Source organism: Streptomyces sp. ISL-98 (assembly GCF_018614055.1).
Taxonomy (GTDB): Bacteria; Actinomycetota; Actinomycetes; order Streptomycetales; family Streptomycetaceae; genus Streptomyces; species Streptomyces spiramyceticus.
Window position 1 is genome coordinate 98227 of record NZ_JAGGPB010000005.1, and the last position, 15183, is coordinate 113409.

At 71.0% G+C, this 15183-nt stretch carries 15 protein-coding genes; 9 read left to right on the top strand and 6 right to left on the bottom strand.

Annotated features, from left to right (window positions below):
• Positions 1 to 180: 180 nt before the first annotated feature.
• Positions 181 to 810 (bottom strand): hypothetical protein, encoded by a 630-nt coding sequence (locus J7I98_RS42525; protein ID WP_308377680.1) that lies wholly within the window; start codon positions 808 to 810, stop codon positions 181 to 183.
• Here J7I98_RS42525 and J7I98_RS42530 point away from each other — a divergent pair.
• Positions 802 to 1932 carry a hypothetical protein gene (locus J7I98_RS42530; protein ID WP_308377681.1) on the top strand — a complete coding sequence of 377 codons (1131 nt, stop codon included), beginning with the start codon at positions 802 to 804 and terminating at the stop codon, positions 1930 to 1932. The two genes, J7I98_RS42525 and J7I98_RS42530, sit on opposite strands and share 9 nt — an antisense overlap.
• Positions 1933 to 1987: 55 nt before the next feature.
• On the opposite strand, the gene J7I98_RS05655 is transcribed toward J7I98_RS42530, so the two are convergent.
• Positions 1988 to 3319: an ABC transporter substrate-binding protein gene (locus J7I98_RS05655; RefSeq protein WP_214919450.1), complete on the bottom strand. Its 1332-nt coding sequence runs from the start codon at positions 3317 to 3319 to the stop codon at positions 1988 to 1990.
• Between the two features lie 171 nt (positions 3320 to 3490).
• Here J7I98_RS05655 and J7I98_RS05660 point away from each other — a divergent pair, with 171 nt between their 5' ends.
• On the top strand, positions 3491 to 3937 hold the full coding sequence (locus tag J7I98_RS05660) for a hypothetical protein (protein ID WP_214919681.1): 447 nt from the start codon (positions 3491 to 3493) through the stop codon (positions 3935 to 3937).
• A 29-nt stretch (positions 3938 to 3966) separates the two neighbouring features.
• A complete protein-coding gene (gene purU, locus J7I98_RS05665) occupies positions 3967 to 4842 on the top strand; it encodes a formyltetrahydrofolate deformylase (RefSeq protein WP_214919451.1) in 876 nt (291 codons plus the stop codon).
• 53 nt (positions 4843 to 4895) lie between these two features.
• On the opposite strand, the gene J7I98_RS05670 is transcribed toward purU, so the two are convergent.
• Positions 4896 to 6269 (bottom strand): zf-HC2 domain-containing protein, encoded by a 1374-nt coding sequence (locus tag J7I98_RS05670; RefSeq protein ID WP_214919452.1) that lies wholly within the window; start codon positions 6267 to 6269, stop codon positions 4896 to 4898.
• Complete coding sequence (locus J7I98_RS05675) at positions 6266 to 6889, bottom strand: sigma-70 family RNA polymerase sigma factor (RefSeq protein ID WP_214919453.1); 624 nt, start codon at positions 6887 to 6889, stop codon at positions 6266 to 6268. The genes J7I98_RS05670 and J7I98_RS05675 overlap by 4 nt, the downstream gene beginning before the upstream one ends.
• Before the next feature lie 256 nt (positions 6890 to 7145).
• Between J7I98_RS05675 and J7I98_RS05680 the strand changes: the two genes are divergently transcribed.
• Both J7I98_RS05680 and J7I98_RS05685 read left to right on the top strand, forming a co-directional pair.
• Positions 7146 to 7520, top strand: a complete 375-nt coding sequence (locus J7I98_RS05680; protein WP_214919454.1) for an STAS domain-containing protein — start codon at positions 7146 to 7148, stop codon at positions 7518 to 7520.
• 40 nt (positions 7521 to 7560) lie between these two features.
• On the top strand, positions 7561 to 8091 hold the full coding sequence (locus J7I98_RS05685; protein WP_214919455.1) for an EF-hand domain-containing protein: 531 nt from the start codon (positions 7561 to 7563) through the stop codon (positions 8089 to 8091).
• A 59-nt stretch (positions 8092 to 8150) separates the two neighbouring features.
• Here J7I98_RS05685 and J7I98_RS05690 read toward each other — a convergent pair whose 3' ends face one another.
• Positions 8151 to 9686: a class I adenylate-forming enzyme family protein gene (locus J7I98_RS05690; RefSeq protein ID WP_214919456.1), complete on the bottom strand. Its 1536-nt coding sequence runs from the start codon at positions 9684 to 9686 to the stop codon at positions 8151 to 8153.
• A 149-nt stretch (positions 9687 to 9835) separates the two neighbouring features.
• Between J7I98_RS05690 and J7I98_RS05695 the strand changes: the two genes are divergently transcribed.
• The 4 genes from J7I98_RS05695 (at position 9836) to J7I98_RS05710 (ending at position 13990) form a co-directional block, all read left to right on the top strand.
• Positions 9836 to 11032 (top strand): amidohydrolase family protein, encoded by a 1197-nt coding sequence (locus J7I98_RS05695; protein WP_214919457.1) that lies wholly within the window; start codon positions 9836 to 9838, stop codon positions 11030 to 11032.
• The gene (locus J7I98_RS05700; protein ID WP_214919458.1) at positions 11032 to 12186 is read left to right on the top strand and encodes an acyl-CoA dehydrogenase; all 1155 of its coding nucleotides are present in this window, start codon (positions 11032 to 11034) and stop codon (positions 12184 to 12186) included. Before J7I98_RS05695 ends, J7I98_RS05700 begins: the two co-directional genes overlap by 1 nt.
• The gene (locus tag J7I98_RS05705; protein WP_214919459.1) at positions 12186 to 13061 is read left to right on the top strand and encodes an acyl-CoA dehydrogenase family protein; all 876 of its coding nucleotides are present in this window, start codon (positions 12186 to 12188) and stop codon (positions 13059 to 13061) included. The genes J7I98_RS05700 and J7I98_RS05705 overlap by 1 nt, the downstream gene beginning before the upstream one ends.
• Before the next feature lie 461 nt (positions 13062 to 13522).
• Entirely contained in the window at positions 13523 to 13990 is a 468-nt protein-coding gene (locus J7I98_RS05710; protein ID WP_214919460.1) for an ATP-binding protein, read from the top strand.
• Positions 13991 to 14212: 222 nt separating this feature from the next.
• On the opposite strand, the gene J7I98_RS05715 is transcribed toward J7I98_RS05710, so the two are convergent.
• Positions 14213 to 15139, bottom strand: coding sequence for a cyclase family protein (locus J7I98_RS05715; protein WP_214919461.1), 927 nt, complete (start codon positions 15137 to 15139; stop codon positions 14213 to 14215).
• Positions 15140 to 15183: the final 44 nt, after the last annotated feature.

Here is a 15183-nt window from a genome sequence, read left to right on the forward strand (position 1 = left end):
CCGGTGACGCAGAGCGGACAGGGTGACGACTCGCAGCTTCCCGCTGCGCGACCGCCCGCGCACGAAGGTGTCGTGCTGCCCGCAGATGGCAGTGGACCCTGGATACCCGGGACGTCCGAGGAGCAGGTGGCTCCGGCGGGCGGCCGGCCGTGGGGCGATCCGTGGGGCCCTCAGGCGGCGTCACAGCAGCAGGCGCAGCAGCAGTACGGAGCCCCGCCGGTGCAGCCGCCGCAGCAATACGGTGCGCAGCCGCCGCAAGCAGCGCAGCAGTACGGCAGCCAGCCTCAGCCTGGGGCGCAGCCGCAGTACGGTGCCCAGCCGGGGGCGCAGCCGCCGCACGGAGCGCAGTCGCCGCAGCAGTACGGCGCGCAGCCCGGGGGGCAGCAGCCGCAGCAGTACGGCGGGCAGCCGGGGGCGCCGCTGCCGCCGCAGGGCGTGCAGCCTCAGCCCGGCGTGCAGCCTCAGCCCGGCGTGCAGCCTCAGCCCGGCGTGCAGCCTCAGCCCGGCGTGCAGCCTCAGCCCGGCGTGCAGCCTCAGCCCGGCGTGCAGCCTCAGCCCGGCGCGCAGCCTCAGCCTGGCGCCCAGCAGCAGCAGCAGCAGCCGCAGCCGCCGCAGCAATACGGTGCGCAGCCGCCGCAAGCAGCGCAGCAGTACGGCAGCCAGCCGCAGCCCGGGACTCAGCCGCAGCAGTACGGTGCCCAGCCGGGGGCGCAGCCGCCGCACGGAGCGCAGTCGCCGCAGCAGTACGGTGCCCAGCCGCTGCCGCAGCACTCGGCGCCGCAGCCCGGGTCGTCCTTGCCCGTGCCGCACCAGCAGCACCGGGAGCCGTTGCCCGGTGCGCAGCCGTTGCCGCAGGAGGCCGGTCCGGGAGCGTCGGGGGGCGAGGCGGATGCCACTCAGTACATCCCCTACGTACCGCCGACCGGGCCCGGCGCCCTGCCTCCCGAAAACCCCGCGGAATCAACGCAGTTCCTGGGCCGGTCCCAGTCGGCCCCGGCTCCCGGCCCGGCTCCCGCCGACGCGGACGCCACCCAGTACCTGCCGCCCGTGCCGAACGCCCCGCAACCGCCCCCCGGCGCCCCGTACGGCATCCGGCCCGGCGCTCCGGAGGACCGCACGCCGCCCGCCGAGTTCGACAGCCTCTTCCGGGCCGACGCCGACCCGCAGACGCCGGACTCCACCCAGCAGATGCCGCGCTTCAGCCCGCAGCCGCCGCCCCAGCAGCCCCAGGGACGCGCCGCGCGCCGTAACGCCCCCGACGCCTACGGCGTACCGGACGCGCACGCCGACACCGCCGCTCCGCGCCGCACGTCGTCGCGCGTGCCGCTGATCGCCGCCGTCGTCATCGGCTGCTCCCTGCTCGGCCTCGGTGCCGGAGCGCTGCTCAGCGGGGGCGACGACAAGGACAACGACAAGACCCCCGTCGCAGCGGCGAGTTCGCCCGCCGGCGACAACTCGCCGCAGGCCGCCGACGACCCGGCAGAGCCGCAGGCCGAATCGCTCGACGCGCTGCTCGCAGACAGCAACAACAGCCGCGACTCCGTGATCAAGGCGGTCCAGGCTATCGGGGCCTGCAAGAACCTGTCCGAGGCGGCCGGCGACCTGCGCGCCGCCGCCAAGCAGCGCAACGGCCTGGTGACCAGGCTCGAAGGCCTGACCATCGACAAGCTGCCGAAGCACGAGCAGCTGTCGGCCTCGCTCACGACCGCGTGGAAGGCGTCGGCCGCGGCCGACAACCACTACGCGGCCTGGGCAGACCAGGTGGCGGGCAAGAGGGGCTGCAAGAAGGGCCACGCGCGGTCGACGCCGCAGCAGCAGGCGGGCAACCGTGAGAGCGGCAAGGCGTCGGCGGCGAAGAAGGAGGCGGTCGGGTTGTGGAACGCGATCGCCAAGCAGCACGGGCTGACGGAGCGCGTCCCGACGCAGCTCTGACGGGTCGGGCGGCGGCGGCCGGCGTCGCCGGCCGCCCCATGCCGGGCCGGAGGATTCAGCCCGCTGACGGCGCCCGTACGAGCGTTTCGCCGACGTTGACGAAGCCCTTCTTCACGGACACCAGCCGTCCCTTCCGTACCACCTGGAACGTCACGTCCCTGTTGACGATGCGCGGGAAGTCACGTGCCGCCAGCATGTCCTCCAGGCGCCAGCTGAGCGTCGGTGTGAGGCCGCCCGTCTCCACGCCCGCGTCGTCGTTCAGCGCGCGGAAGACGTCGGACGCCGTAATCCCGCCCTTGCCGTCCCCGCCGCCCTCGGCGACCGACTTGAGCGTCTCGTTCAGCACGGTGTACGCGATCCACGTCGTCTGCACCCCGGGGTCCGCCGGGTCGATCCGGTTGTCTGCGAACGCGTGCTCGCGGATGACCTTGCGCATCGGGTCCCAGCGCGAGTCGCTCGCCACCGGGTACCAGCCTGTGACGTACGCGCCTTCGAAGGGCCCGTTCTTGCCGCCCGTACGGTCGAGGAGCGGCTGCCCCACGCTGCCCAGGACCGACGCGACGCCGACGTCGTTGACGACCTCGCTCTCCAGCCGCCGGAACGAGTCGAAGAACGTCTCCGTACGGTCGCCGAGCACCGACGTGACGCAGCCCTTCCCGGTGCCGAACGCATTGAACGCGCCCGCGCTCTTGAGCGCCTCGCGTGCCTGCACCGTGTAGTCGCCCGCGTCCTCCGGCGCCCGGATGTCGGCGGCCGGCTTGCGGGAGCCCGCCGTGAGACCGGAGCCGAGGAGTGCGGGCATGTCGTCGCCGGCGACGGTGTCGGGGCGTACGAGAGAGACACGGTCGCAGTCGCGGGCGAGCTGCCTGCCGTTGCCGGCGAGGAGCGCCGCCTGACCGCCGTTGACGGGGTACGAGAGCGGGCTCGTGAACTCCTCGTCAGAGACGCCGTAGCCACCGATGTACGGGATGCCGGCGGTCTCCAGGGGGGCCATGAAGGCCCGGCCGTGCTGGCTGTACGAGCCGACCACCGCGATCGCGTTCTGCCGGACGGCCTGCCTGGCGCAGTTGGCGGCGCCGACCGTCGTGTTGTGCTCGTTGCAGGTGACGACCCGGAGCTCGTGGCCGGAGAGGCCGCCGTTCGCGTTGACCCAGCGGGCGTAGGCCTTGGCCATGGCGGGCATGCCCGGCATGTTCGTGGCCTGGGTGCCTTCGGGCGCCCAGGTCATTACGGTCACGGGCTCCCTGGAGCCCCCCGAGCCCCCAGGGATCAGCCCGCAACCGGCCAGCAACGACGCCCCCACCGCCGTTGCTGTGCAGGCGGCGAATAACGTCGCGGCCCTGGTAAGGCGTGGGCGGTGGGAGGAAGGGCTTCGCCGTCCGGTCATGTGCAAGCACGCTTCCGCCCCACGGGTAACGGCGGAGTGAGCATGTCCCAACGATGAGTGACATCGAGGTGAATTACGGGGGGCTCTACGTCCGCTCGATCCGGGAACGTACGATCTGCAACCGTGCAAGGTTCGGTTAACTCTTCCCGTCGCGGCCGTCGCTCCCCCACCATGGGCGGCATGCCGCTCAATGACATGCCGTGGTGGCGCTGGCGCACGAACGTGCGATCGGCGCTGCACATGCTCTCCGACCCCGTCTTCCAGCAGGAGTGCTGGCTGGCCGGTCTCGAGGGCTACGGGGACGTGACAGACGCTGTGTACCGCCTGGTCGAGGACACCTGGCTGGACAACTGGTCGGCCGAGAAGTACGTCGGCACGATCTTCCGGGACTCCCAGGAGGCGTCGCTCGTCGACGTCGCCGTCCTGCGGGTGCTGCGGATCATGCACCAGGTGGGGGCGGACGCGCCCGTATCGGCGTACCTGGAGCACCATGCCTGGCCGGAGGCGGTACGGGCGGCCCGCGAGGCGCACGTACGGCTGGCGGTGAACGACGGGGACGACCCGGACACGGTGCCGCGCACGCTGGACGTCATCCGCATCCTGACCAGCTCCCCCTGACCGGTGCCGGGTATGAAATCCTCGGGGGCATGAGCGTCGCGCAGCCCGTCCCCCCAGCAGACCAGTACGTCCTCACCCTGTCCTGCCCGGACAAGCAGGGCATCGTCCATGCCGTGTCGAGTTACCTCTTCATGACCGGCTGCAACATCATGGACAGCCAGCAGTTCGGCGACCGCGACACCGGACTCTTCTTCATGCGGGTCCACTTCTCGGCGGACACGCCGGTGACGGTCGAGAAGCTGCGGGCGAGTTTTGCGGCGATCGGTGATTCGTTCCGGATGGACTGGCAGATCCACCGCCCGCAGGAGCGGATGCGGATCGTGCTGATGGTCTCGAAGTTCGGGCACTGCCTGAACGACCTGCTCTTCCGGTCGCGCAGCGGCGCCCTGCCGGTGGAGATCGCGGCGGTCGTCTCGAACCACACGGACTTCGCGGAGCTGGTCGGCTCGTACGACGTCCCCTTCCACCACATTCCGGTGACACGCGACAACAAGCCGGAGGCGGAGGCGCAGCTGCTGGAGCTGGTGCGCTCCGAGAACGTCGAGCTGGTCGTGCTCGCCCGCTACATGCAGGTTCTTTCGGACGACCTGTGCAAGCAGCTGAGTGGCCGGATCATCAACATCCACCACTCCTTCCTGCCGAGCTTCAAGGGTGCGAAGCCGTACCATCAGGCGCATGCGCGCGGTGTGAAGCTCATCGGCGCGACCGCGCACTATGTGACGGCGGACCTCGACGAGGGCCCGATCATCGAGCAGGAGGTCGAGCGGGTGGGCCACGACGTGACGCCGGAGCAGCTGGTGGCGATCGGGCGGGACGTGGAGTGCCAGGCGCTGGCGCGGGCGGTGAAGTGGCACAGCGAGCACCGCGTGCTGCTGAACGGGCGCCGGACGGTGGTGTTCGCGTAGCACGCGAGTGCCTGTGGCGAAGCCTTCCGGCGGGGCCTTCCCCTACCGGCCCCCTACATCCGGCTCAGTGACGCCGCTGCGAACAGCACGTCCCTGATCGCCTCGCGATCGCCCGTCTGGCCCGCCGCCGCGTCCTCCGGCGGCACATGCCCGGACGCCAGCTGGCAGAACTCGACCCCGTCCAGCGCCACATGCGCCACCTCGTGGTCGCGCGAGCCGACCGCCGCGGGCGAGTCCAGTGCGATGTACCAGTCGCCGCCGCCCGCGCCCTCGATCTCCAGGTGCAGGGACCGGCCGGGCGAGCCCGCCGTCACCAGGCCCCGCGCGGGCGCCGCGAGGCCGGCCCTGCGGCGGGCCGCGAGCGTTGCGGGGATCATCCGGGCCGCCAGGTCGATCATGCGGTTCAGGTGCCCGGCGGCCGGCGGTTCGTACGGATAGTCCACCGCGTCCGCGATGTCTCCCGCGTGCACCCAGCACTCGAAGGCCCGGTCGAGCAGCGCGTCGCGCAGGGGCAGCGCGAAGTCGCCGTACGAGACCGACAGTTCGGCCACTCCGCGGCCCGCGAACGAGACCGTGCGGACCAGTGCGTGGCTCTGCTCGCGCCACGGCTCACGGACCGTGCGGGTCGGCGGGAAGTGGGAGCCTCGCCAGTACGCCTCGGTGCGCTCGGCCGGGGTGGCGGGGGCGTCCGCGCCAATGGGGTCTCCCCTGTTCGAGCGAAGCCGAGAACCTGGGGAAGGGTCGTCGAGGCCGAGGGCGGTCGCGACGAGGCCGTCGACGGTCATGAGGTGCCCGATGACCCCGGCGACAGTCGTCTTGCGGTTCGTTGCCCTCGTGCCCGCGAACCACCTGAGGCGCACCGGAGCGTGCCACTCCGAGTCGCCGATGTCCCGCAGCAGCGCGTCGAGGCGTGCCGTCTCCGCGTCGTACGGTGTGGCCCAGCCGGGGACGGGTATGCGCGCGGGTCTGCGGCCGAGGCAGCCGTCGAGCACGCGGTTGCGCAGCAGCGGGTCGAGGTCCAGGCTGCGCTCGGTGTGGAGCAGGCCGACGGCGTCCCGCAGGCGCAGGGCCTCGTCGGCGCACGGCGCGCAGGCGGTGAGGTGCTCCTCGACGGCCGCTGTCTCCTCGGGCGCGCACGCGGAGAGCGCCCACGCGCCCAGCAGCGACTTCAGCACCTTGTGAGTGCGCGGAGGGGGTGGCGGTACGGGCGCCGGGGGTGCGGGGTCCAGCACTTCGCGGTCGTCCGGCGCCGCTCTCGGCCACGGTATGCGCGGGGCCTGGTCCCCCGGCCGGTCGCGCCCGTCGGAGCCGATCGAGCCGCCGGAGCCGTCGGCTCGATCGGCTCCACTGGCTTCGTGGGCCGCGCCGGCCTCTTCGGCCCTGTCGGCTGCGTCGTCGGGGCGGCCGGGCTCGTGGAGCCCGCTCATCGTGGCAGCCCCTGCTGCCCGGTATGCCCAAATCCATACATTCCGGACGGAAATGCCGCACCCTCGGCCGCCGCCTCCGGACGCCCCGGGTTCGCCGTGGACAGCAGCTGCAGCCCCAGCCGCAGCCTCCTGCGCGCCTCGTCCTCCGTGACGCCCAGGTCGGCCGCCGTCTGCCGGTAGTCCCTGCGCTGGAAGTACGCGAGCTCCAGCGCGGCCCGCAGCGGCGCGGGCATCGATGTCACGATGTAATCCGCGCGGGCCGCTGCCGAGGCCCTGCGCACCTTCAGCTCCAGCTCCTCCGCGCTGCCTTCGCCACCGTTCATCAGCGCCGCGGCCTCGGTCTGCCGCAGCCGGTGCACCGCCTGCCGGTGTGTGAGCCCGGCCACCCAGGACCTCATCGAGCCCTGCTTGGGGTCGTACGCGTCCGGGTTCTCCCATACGTAACCGAACACTTCGCGCGTGATCTGGTCGGCGGCCGCGTCGTTGTCGAGCACCCGATGGGCGAGGCTGTGCACCAGCGAAGCGAACTTGTCGTACAACTCCCCGAGCGCCGCCGCCTCCCCGCGTGCGAGCCGCTGCTGCATCCTGCGGTCCCAGCGGGGTGGTGTGTCCTTCGCCATGCGGCCCCCAGCCCTGTGCGCGTGCCTGTCTCTGTGCTCGTGCCCGTACTCACCGTATGTCTGTCGCCACTTCCTTCGAATGTAGTGCGAGCCGCTGACAACGCACGCTCCTTTACGGTAAGTGCGCGTTGGTCCGGTCCGGGATGATAATGCTCCGCAAGTTCCGCCGGGACGGTTGTGTTTCGTGGGAGGACGGCGGGGGCAGCCGCGAGATGGAAGGACAACTTCCGCATCAGCAGAACGAAAGGTCCCACGCGTGACGCTGAAGGTGATGGAGGCCGAGCACAACGCCTGGGCCGTGCTGCACGTATCCGGAGAACTGGATCTGGTGACCTCGCCCGCGGTCCGCCAGCACGTCCACAACGCCGTCGCGGACGGCCGCCACCGCGTGGTGCTCGACCTGTCGAACGTTCTCTTCTGCGATTCCAGCGGCGTCGGCGTCCTGATAGCCGCCCGCCGCCTGATGCGTTCGTGCGGCGGAGATCTCCGGCTGATCCTGCCCGCCCGCGGCGCCGTCGAAGGCTCCCACGTCAACCGCGTGCTCGCCGCCCTCGGCGTACGCCGCCTCTTCGAGGTCTATCCCGATGTGCCCACCGCCGCCGACGACGGGAGTCAGTCCCTCTCCGCCTGAGAATGCCCCGGTCCGGCCCTCGACGTCGTACCCTCCGCACATGGACAGCGCAGAGTACGAGCGCAAGACAGCGGCGCGCTTCGCAACTTTCGATCAGGACGGCAACGGCTACATCGACCGCGAGGACTTCAGTGCCGCGGCCGCGGCACTGCTGGCCGAGTTCGGTACGACAGCCCGTTCCGACAAGGGACAGGCGCTCTACAGCGGGGCGGAGGCCTTCTGGCAGGGCATGGCGGGCATCGCCGACGTGGACGGTGACCAGCGGGTCAACCGCGAGGAGTTCGTCACCGGGGCGGTGAAGCGGCTGCGCGACAATCCGCAGCGGTTCGCCGAGATCGCACGGCCGTTCCTGCACGCGGTCATCGCGATCGCGGCGGAGGACGACGGGACGGGGGTCACTCCCCGGGCTGCGGAGCGTGTGTTGCGGGTGTTGGGGGTGGGTGCGGACGTGGCTGGTGAGGTTGCGATCGCGCTCGATGCGGATGGGGACGGGCTGATCGGCGAGGACGAGATCCTTGCGGCTTTCGCCCTGTATTACACGACGGCGGAGCCGGACCTTCCCGGCGCGTAGCCGGCGCCTGTGGGGTGCGGGGCGCCTGCGGCGGGCAGCGCCGCAGGCAGTCCCGCGCCCTACCCACCCGAATACCGCTCCCGAAGCCGGTATTTCAGCACCTTCCGCAGCGTCTCGTTGCGCGGCAGTGCGTCCACCACCTCCAGCTGCTCCGGCAGCTTGTGCACCGAAAGCCCTCCCGCCCTCAGGTGTGCGGTGACCCCCTCCAGGGTCAAGGCCGCCGCCCCCTCCGGCTGTTCGACGACCGCGCACACCCGCTCCCCGCGCGCCGGGTCCGGCAGCCCGATGACCGCCGCGTCGGCAATGTCCGGGTGCTGGTGCAGCAGGTCCTCGATCTCCTTGGCCGAGATGTTCTCGCCCTTGCGGATGATGATGTCCTTCAGCCGCCCGGTCAGCACCAGATGGCCGCTCGCGGTGAGGTGCCCGACGTCGCCCGTGATCAGGAAGCCGTCCCGGTCGAACGCGGCCTCGGTCTGCGAAGGCTCCAGGTAGCCCCGGCAGACGGCCTCGCCGCGCAGCCGCACTTCCCCGTCCGTGCCGGCCGGCAGCGGCTTCCCGGCCTCGTCGGTGATGCGTATCTCCATGGCCTCGGGCGGCCGGCCTTCCGTGGTCGCGAGGTTCTCCGGGGTGTCGTCGGGTGCGCCCATCGTGATCATCGGGACCTCGGTCATGCCGTACCCGTGCGTCAGCAGGCAGCCCAGTTCGCGGACGACCGCATGGTAGATCTCCGGCGGTTTGGGCGCCCCGCCGCCCGCGAGCAGGCGCAGGGTGGGGATGATTTTGCGCGACGGGTCCTTGCGCTGCTCGGTCAGGAACATCGAGTAGAAGGCTGTGGATCCGCCCGCCACCGTCACGCCGTGCCTGCGGTAGCTCTCCAGCGCGCCGGGCAGCGCGAACTGTTCGAAGAGGACGGCCGGGAAGCCGTAGAGCAGCAGCATGACGAGATAGTCCGGGCCGCCGATGTGGGCGTACGGGAACGCGATCGAGCCGATGTCGTCGGAGGCCGGCTGCAGCGCGTGCGCCAGGCACGAGCCGCCCGCGATCAGCGAACGGTCGGTGTGGAGCACGCCCTTGGGGTCGGAGGTCGTCCCCGATGTCCAGTAGATCCACCGGACCGCTGTGCCGTCGGATGGTGGTGGGGGCAGTACGGACGGGTCGCCGTCCGGCAGGCTGTCGTACGCCTCGAAAACGCCCCGCGCACGGAGTCGGTGAGCCATCCCGGTGTGGTCGAATCCGCGCCACTCGCCCGGTACGGCGAAGAACTCCGCCTTCGACTCGCGCAGCGCGAAGCCGACTTCGCGCTCCCGGTAGAACGGGATGACCGGCGACTGTACGGCCCCGAGCCTGGCCAGGGCGACCGACAGGAGCACCGTCTCGATCCTGGTGGGCAGCTGCCAGGCGACGACGCCGCCGGGGCGCACGCCCTGCCCGCAGAGCCCCGCCGCGACACGCTCGGCACGGTCCCTGAGCTCGCCGAACGTGAGGGTGCGGTCGTCCTGGAGGAGGACCGGCCGGTCCGGGGTGAGAGCGGCGCGGCGGTCGACGAGCTCCCAGAAGGTACGGGAGGCGCCCAGTGCGTGTGCGGTGTCGGTCACGGCAGTCTCCTGGTCCCTCGTAGCTGACGGACAGTCAGATCACGCCGAGAGCGTAGGGCCGTGCGCCTTGTCGGTCCAGGGGTGCGGGGCTAGCCTGATTTCTGACGGGTCATCAGATACGCGCATCGCGCAGCCGGAGGGACACGCCCATGGAACTGCCCCGGATTGTCAGCGTCGACGACCATGTGATCGAACCGGCGCACCTCTTCGAGACCTGGCTTCCGGCGAAGTACCGCGACCGCGGCCCGCAGCCGCTGACCGCCGGCATCGGCGAGCTCGCGTACGTAGCGGGCAAATACCAGATCACGATGGACCCGGACGGGCCGCCGGCCGACTGGTGGATCTACGAGGACCTCAAGTTCCCGTACAAGCGCAACATCGCCGCCGTCGGCTTCGACCGCGACGACATGACCCTCGAAGGCATCACCCGGGCCGAGATGCGGCGCGGCTGCTGGGACCCCAAGGCCAGGCTGGCCGACATGGACCTCAACCATGTCGAGGCGTCCCTCTGCTTCCCCACCTTCCCGCGCTTCTGCGGCCAGACGTTCGCCGAAGCGCAGGACAAAGAAGTGGCAGTCGCGTGTGTCCGCGCGTACAACGACTGGATGGTCGAGGAGTGGTGCGGCGACAGCGGCGGCCGGCTGATCCCGCTGTGCATCATCCCGCTGTGGGACATCGGGCTGGCCGTCGCCGAGATCAAGCGGAACGCGGCGCGCGGGGTCAGGGCCGTGACCTTCTCCGAGATCCCCACCTACCTCGGCCTTCCGTCCATCCACTCCGGCCACTGGGACCCGTTCTTCGCGATCTGCGAGGAGACCGGGACGGTCGTGAACATGCACATCGGGTCGTCGTCCCAGATGCCCGCCGCGTCCCCCGACGCCCCGCCCGCCGTCCAGGCGTCGCTCAGCTTCAACAACGCCATGGCCTCGATGATGGACTTCCTCTTCAGCGGCGTACTGGTGAAGTTCCCGCGCCTGAAACTGGCCTACAGCGAGGGTCAGATGGGCTGGATTCCTTACGCCCTGGAGCGCGCCGACGACGTGTGGGAGGAGCACCGGGCCTGGGGCGGGGTCAGGGACCTGATCCCCGAGCCCCCGTCGACGTACTACTACCGGCAGATGTTCTGCTGCTTCTTCCGCGACAAGCACGGCATCGCGTCGCTGGACGTCGTCGGCCGCGACAACGCCACCTTCGAGACCGACTACCCGCACGTCGACTCGACGTTCCCGCACACCAAGGACGTCGCCCTCGACCACGTCAAGGGCCTCGACGACGAGACGGTCTACAAGCTGATGCGCGGCAACGCGATCCGCATGCTCGGGCTCGACCTGGACCGCGACCGCTGATGGACCTCACCTGGACCGAGGAGGAAGAGGACTTCAGAGCCCGCCTGAGGGCGTGGCTCGGCGTAGCGCTCCCCAAACTGCCCGCCAAGCCCGACCCGATGGACTGGCCGGGGCGGCGCGCGTACGACACGACGTGGCAGCGGATGCTGTACGACGCCGGGTACGCGGGGCTGCACTGGCCAGTCGACGCCGGCGGCCGGGGCGCCACGCCCACCCAGCACCTGATCTTCCTGGAGGAGACGGAACGCGCCGGGGCCCCGTACGTCGGCGCGAACTTCGTCGGGCTGCTGCACGCGGGCCCCACGATCGCAGCCGAGGGGACGGCCGCGCAGCGCGCCAGATGGCTGCCGCCCGTGCTGCGCGGCGACGAGGTCTGGTGCCAGGGCTTCAGCGAGCCGGACGCGGGCTCGGACCTCGCCTCGCTCCGTACGAGGGCGGTCCGCGACGGCGACCACTATGTGGTCAGCGGATCCAAGATCTGGACCTCGCACGCGGAGGTCGCCGACTGGTGCGAGCTTCTCGTCCGTACGGATCCGGCGGCGCCCAAGCACCGCGGGATCTCGTGGCTCGCCATGCCGATGGACGCGCCCGGGGTCACGGTGCGGCCGCTGCGCACCCTCGCGGGATCGGCCGAGTTCGCGGAGGTGTTCCTCGACGAGGTACGCGTCCCGGTCGCCAACCGCGTCGGCGACGAGAACGACGGCTGGCGCGTCACCATGGTCACCCTCTCCTTCGAACGCGGCACCGCCTTCGTCGGCGAGGTCGTCGCCTGCCGCCGCACCCTCGGCGAACTCGCCGCGGCGGCACGGGCGAACGGCCGCTGGGACGACCAGGAACTGCGCCGCAGGCTGGGGCGGCTGAACGCCGAATTCACGGCCCTGTGGCGGCTCACCCAGTGGAACGTCAGCGAAGCACAGCAGACCGGAGGCGTCCCGGGGACCGGCGGCTCGGTCTTCAAGCTGCGCTACTCGCACGCCCGCCAGGAGCTGTACGACGCGGCGGCCGCCGTACTGGGACCCGAGTCCCTGGACCTGTCCCACGACTGGACCCTGGACCGCCTGTCGTCCCTCTCGTACACCATCGCCGCCGGTACGTCCCAGATCCAGCAGAACATCGTCGCCGAGCGCATCCTCGGCCTGCCGAAGGGGCGTTGATGGACTTCCGGCCGACGGACGACCAGCGGGCATTGCAGGCAGGCGTGCGGGATCTCCTGGAGGGCCGCTTCGGGCGGGAGCGGCTGCGCGCCGCCGTCGACGGGCCGGGTCTGGGCCCTGGCCTCGACCGGGCCCTGTGGCGGGAACTGGGAGACGCCGGGTTCTTCGCGCTGCGGCTGCCGGAGGAGGACGGCGGGGTGGGCCTCGGCCTGCCCGAGGCGGTCCTGGTCTTCGAGGAGGCGGGCCGCGCGCTGCTGCCCGGCCCCCTGGTGGCCACGCACCTCGCGGCCGGCACGGTGGCCGGGGCCGCCACCGGCGAAACCGTCGTGACGATGGTGGACGGCGGGCTGGTGGAGTGGCTGGACGCCGCCGACCGGGTGCTGGGGGATGCGGCGGGAGCCGTGCCCGTACGCTCCGTGGACCCGCTGACGCCGCTGCACCGCGTACCGGGCGTTGCCCGGACGGCTCCGCACCCCGAGGCGATCCTGCTGACCGCCGCCGAACAGCTCGGCAGCGCCGTCCGTACCACCGACGCGGCGGTCCAGTACGCGCGCGAACGCGAGCAGTTCGGCCGCCCCATCGGCGTCTTCCAGGCGGTCAAGCAGCTGTGCGCGCAGATGCTGGTACGGGCGGAGCTCGCCCGCAGCGCCGTCTACGCGGCCGCCGTCACCGCCGACCCGGTGGAGATCGCCGGGGCCAAGCTGCTCGCCGACGACGCGGCGGTCCGTAACGCGCGCGACTGCCTCCAGGTCCACGGCGGCATGGGCTTCACCTGGGAGGCCGACGTCCACCTCCACCTGAAGCGGGCCTGGGTGCGCGCCGAACGGTGGCAGACGGCGGGGGCGGCGGCGGAGGTACTGGCGGGGGCGCTGTGAGCTCTGTGCTTTGTGGTGCCTTGCTGCGCCCTGTGCTTCTTACCTGCGAGTGATCGGACGGTCACGCGATGCTGCGACTCACGAACGACTACCGTGCGTCGATATCGGGTTGTGTCCTTTGCGTGACTCGTCACGGGCCGGAGTCGGGGGTGCCCTCCGGTACTCTCCGTGGGATGCGAGTGGTTGTGATGCGCAGCTGTCCCGGTGTCGCCAGTGCGGTGACTGCCGGGTCCGGAATGTGCGCCGTTCGCGTAGTGCGAAGGCGCCGTGTGCGCCCTTGTTCGACTACCCGCAGCGTGCGTCGCACAGTATGCACCACGCGTACTCCTTCGCGCTGGAATATGCCTGAAGCGCTTGTTGCGGTGACTGTACGTCAACCATGCTGTCCCACAAGGGAATCACGTTCCGTGACCCTGTGGAGACGCGAGGCGATGTGTCCGCCGGTTCGGATGGTGTGAGCGGTGCAGGTGCTTCAGGTGCAGTTGGAGGTAGGGGCCGATCCTGCCGAGGTGGGGCGGGCCCGGAGGTGGGCGCGCTCGCGGCTCGCCGGCTCGGGGATAAGGGTCGACGAGCCGCTGGCCGAGACCTTGATCCTGCTCATCTCGGAGCTGGTCACCAATGCCGTGGTGCATACAGGCTGTCCGGCCGTCCTGCGCATGCTCTTCGGTACGGCCGACGACGGCACGGTGCGGGTCGAGGTCGCCGACGCCAGCGCCCGCCCGCCGAAGCCGCGCCATGCGGAGGGTGAAGACACCAACGGGCGTGGCCTCGAACTCGTCGACGGGCTGGCCGACCGGTGGGGCTGGCAGTCGGAAGGTGCTGGAAAGCGCATCTGGTGCGAGGTGGACCGGGGGGCGCCCGTGGTGGCGCCGGGGGCGTATGAGGCGCCTGGGCGTGAGCCGTCGTGCGCTGTCACAAATAGTGCGTAACGCGTAAATTGCCGACTGGGTGTTGACGGTTCATGGCGGTCTGATGACCCTTGGGTGAAGCGATTCGCTGCGAGGGGACGCCGAGGACCCTGCCTTGGCGAGTGCGGATCGCTGTTCGGCGTCAGGGCGTACGCCGGAACCGGGTGGCGGCGGCCGTGCCGTGCTCGGGGCGCGCAGAGCGTGTCGCCACCCGGTGTTCATCCGTGTTCATGCGGTACCGCTTCAGAGGATCGCCACGGGCGCGACCGGGGTTCCTGTGCCGCCGACGAACGGCTCCGGCATCGCAGAGAGCAGGAAGGCGTACCGCCCCTCTTCCGCACAGGCTGTGGACAACTCCTCCAGGTTCCAGTTCTGCCCCTGGAGCATGCCCATCTCGACCAGATCGAGGGCGTGCACGGGCAGCCACAGGTTCTCGATCTCCGGCGGGAAGATCTCGAAGGTGAGCGTGTCGTTCGCGACCGCGGCGACGTCGCGGGCGTGGAACCACTCGGGCGTACGGACGGAAAGCCCCGGTGACGGGTAGCCGTAGGCGTGCTTGTCGCCGCTCAGGTAGACCTGGATCTGCCCGGTCCGTACGAGAACGATGTCGCCGCCCCGGACGGTCGTACCCGCCAACTCCTCGGCGGCTTCGAGGTCTTCGGGCGTCACGGCATGGTCCCCGGGCAGCCGGTCCACTCCTTTCGCGCGCGCCACGTCGAGCAGCACACCGCGCGAGACGACATGCCCGGCCTTGTCGATGCCGCTGAAACGGGCCCGGGTGTGGGGCGTGATGGAGTCGGCGGGGCGGCCGTTGTAGATCTTCCCGGAGTGCGACGCGTGGGTGAGGGCGTCCCAGTGAGTGGCCGCCTGGAGTCCCATGGTCACGGCGTCGTCGCTGGTGGCGACCGTGCCGGGGCCGAAGAGCTCCTGGTTGATCTGGACCATGGTGTGGAGCGGGTTGACGCGGCCGGGGATCAGTCCGACCTGCACGCCGTCCTCCTGGAGGGGGAGCGCGAGGGGTATCCGGCGGCCGGTGCGGACGGTGGCGGCTGCGGTGCGTACGACCTCGTCGGTGATGAGGTTGAGGGTGCCGATCTCGTCGTCGGCGCCCCAACGGCCCCAGTTGTTCACGCGCTTGGCTATGTCGTGGAACTCGGCCGGCAGTGACATGGGGCCTCCTCGGGTCTTGTGCTCGGGTGTCCGCCTGCCCATAA

Bases quoted from the DNA above. Each gene is read 5' to 3' on its own strand.
- J7I98_RS05655 (WP_214919450.1), bottom strand. From the start codon at position 3,319: ATGACCGGACGGCGAAGCCCTTCCTCCCACCGCCCACGCCTTACCAGG.
- J7I98_RS05660 (WP_214919681.1), top strand. From the start codon at position 3,491: ATGGGCGGCATGCCGCTCAATGACATGCCGTGGTGGCGCTGGCGCACG.
- purU (WP_214919451.1), top strand. From the start codon at position 3,967: ATGAGCGTCGCGCAGCCCGTCCCCCCAGCAGACCAGTACGTCCTCACC.
- J7I98_RS05670 (WP_214919452.1), bottom strand. From the start codon at position 6,269: ATGAGCGGGCTCCACGAGCCCGGCCGCCCCGACGACGCAGCCGACAGG.
- J7I98_RS05675 (WP_214919453.1), bottom strand. From the start codon at position 6,889: ATGGCGAAGGACACACCACCCCGCTGGGACCGCAGGATGCAGCAGCGG.
- J7I98_RS05685 (WP_214919455.1), top strand. From the start codon at position 7,561: ATGGACAGCGCAGAGTACGAGCGCAAGACAGCGGCGCGCTTCGCAACT.
- J7I98_RS05695 (WP_214919457.1), top strand. From the start codon at position 9,836: ATGGAACTGCCCCGGATTGTCAGCGTCGACGACCATGTGATCGAACCG.
- J7I98_RS05700 (WP_214919458.1), top strand. From the start codon at position 11,032: ATGGACCTCACCTGGACCGAGGAGGAAGAGGACTTCAGAGCCCGCCTG.
- J7I98_RS05705 (WP_214919459.1), top strand. From the start codon at position 12,186: ATGGACTTCCGGCCGACGGACGACCAGCGGGCATTGCAGGCAGGCGTG.
- J7I98_RS05715 (WP_214919461.1), bottom strand. From the start codon at position 15,139: ATGTCACTGCCGGCCGAGTTCCACGACATAGCCAAGCGCGTGAACAAC.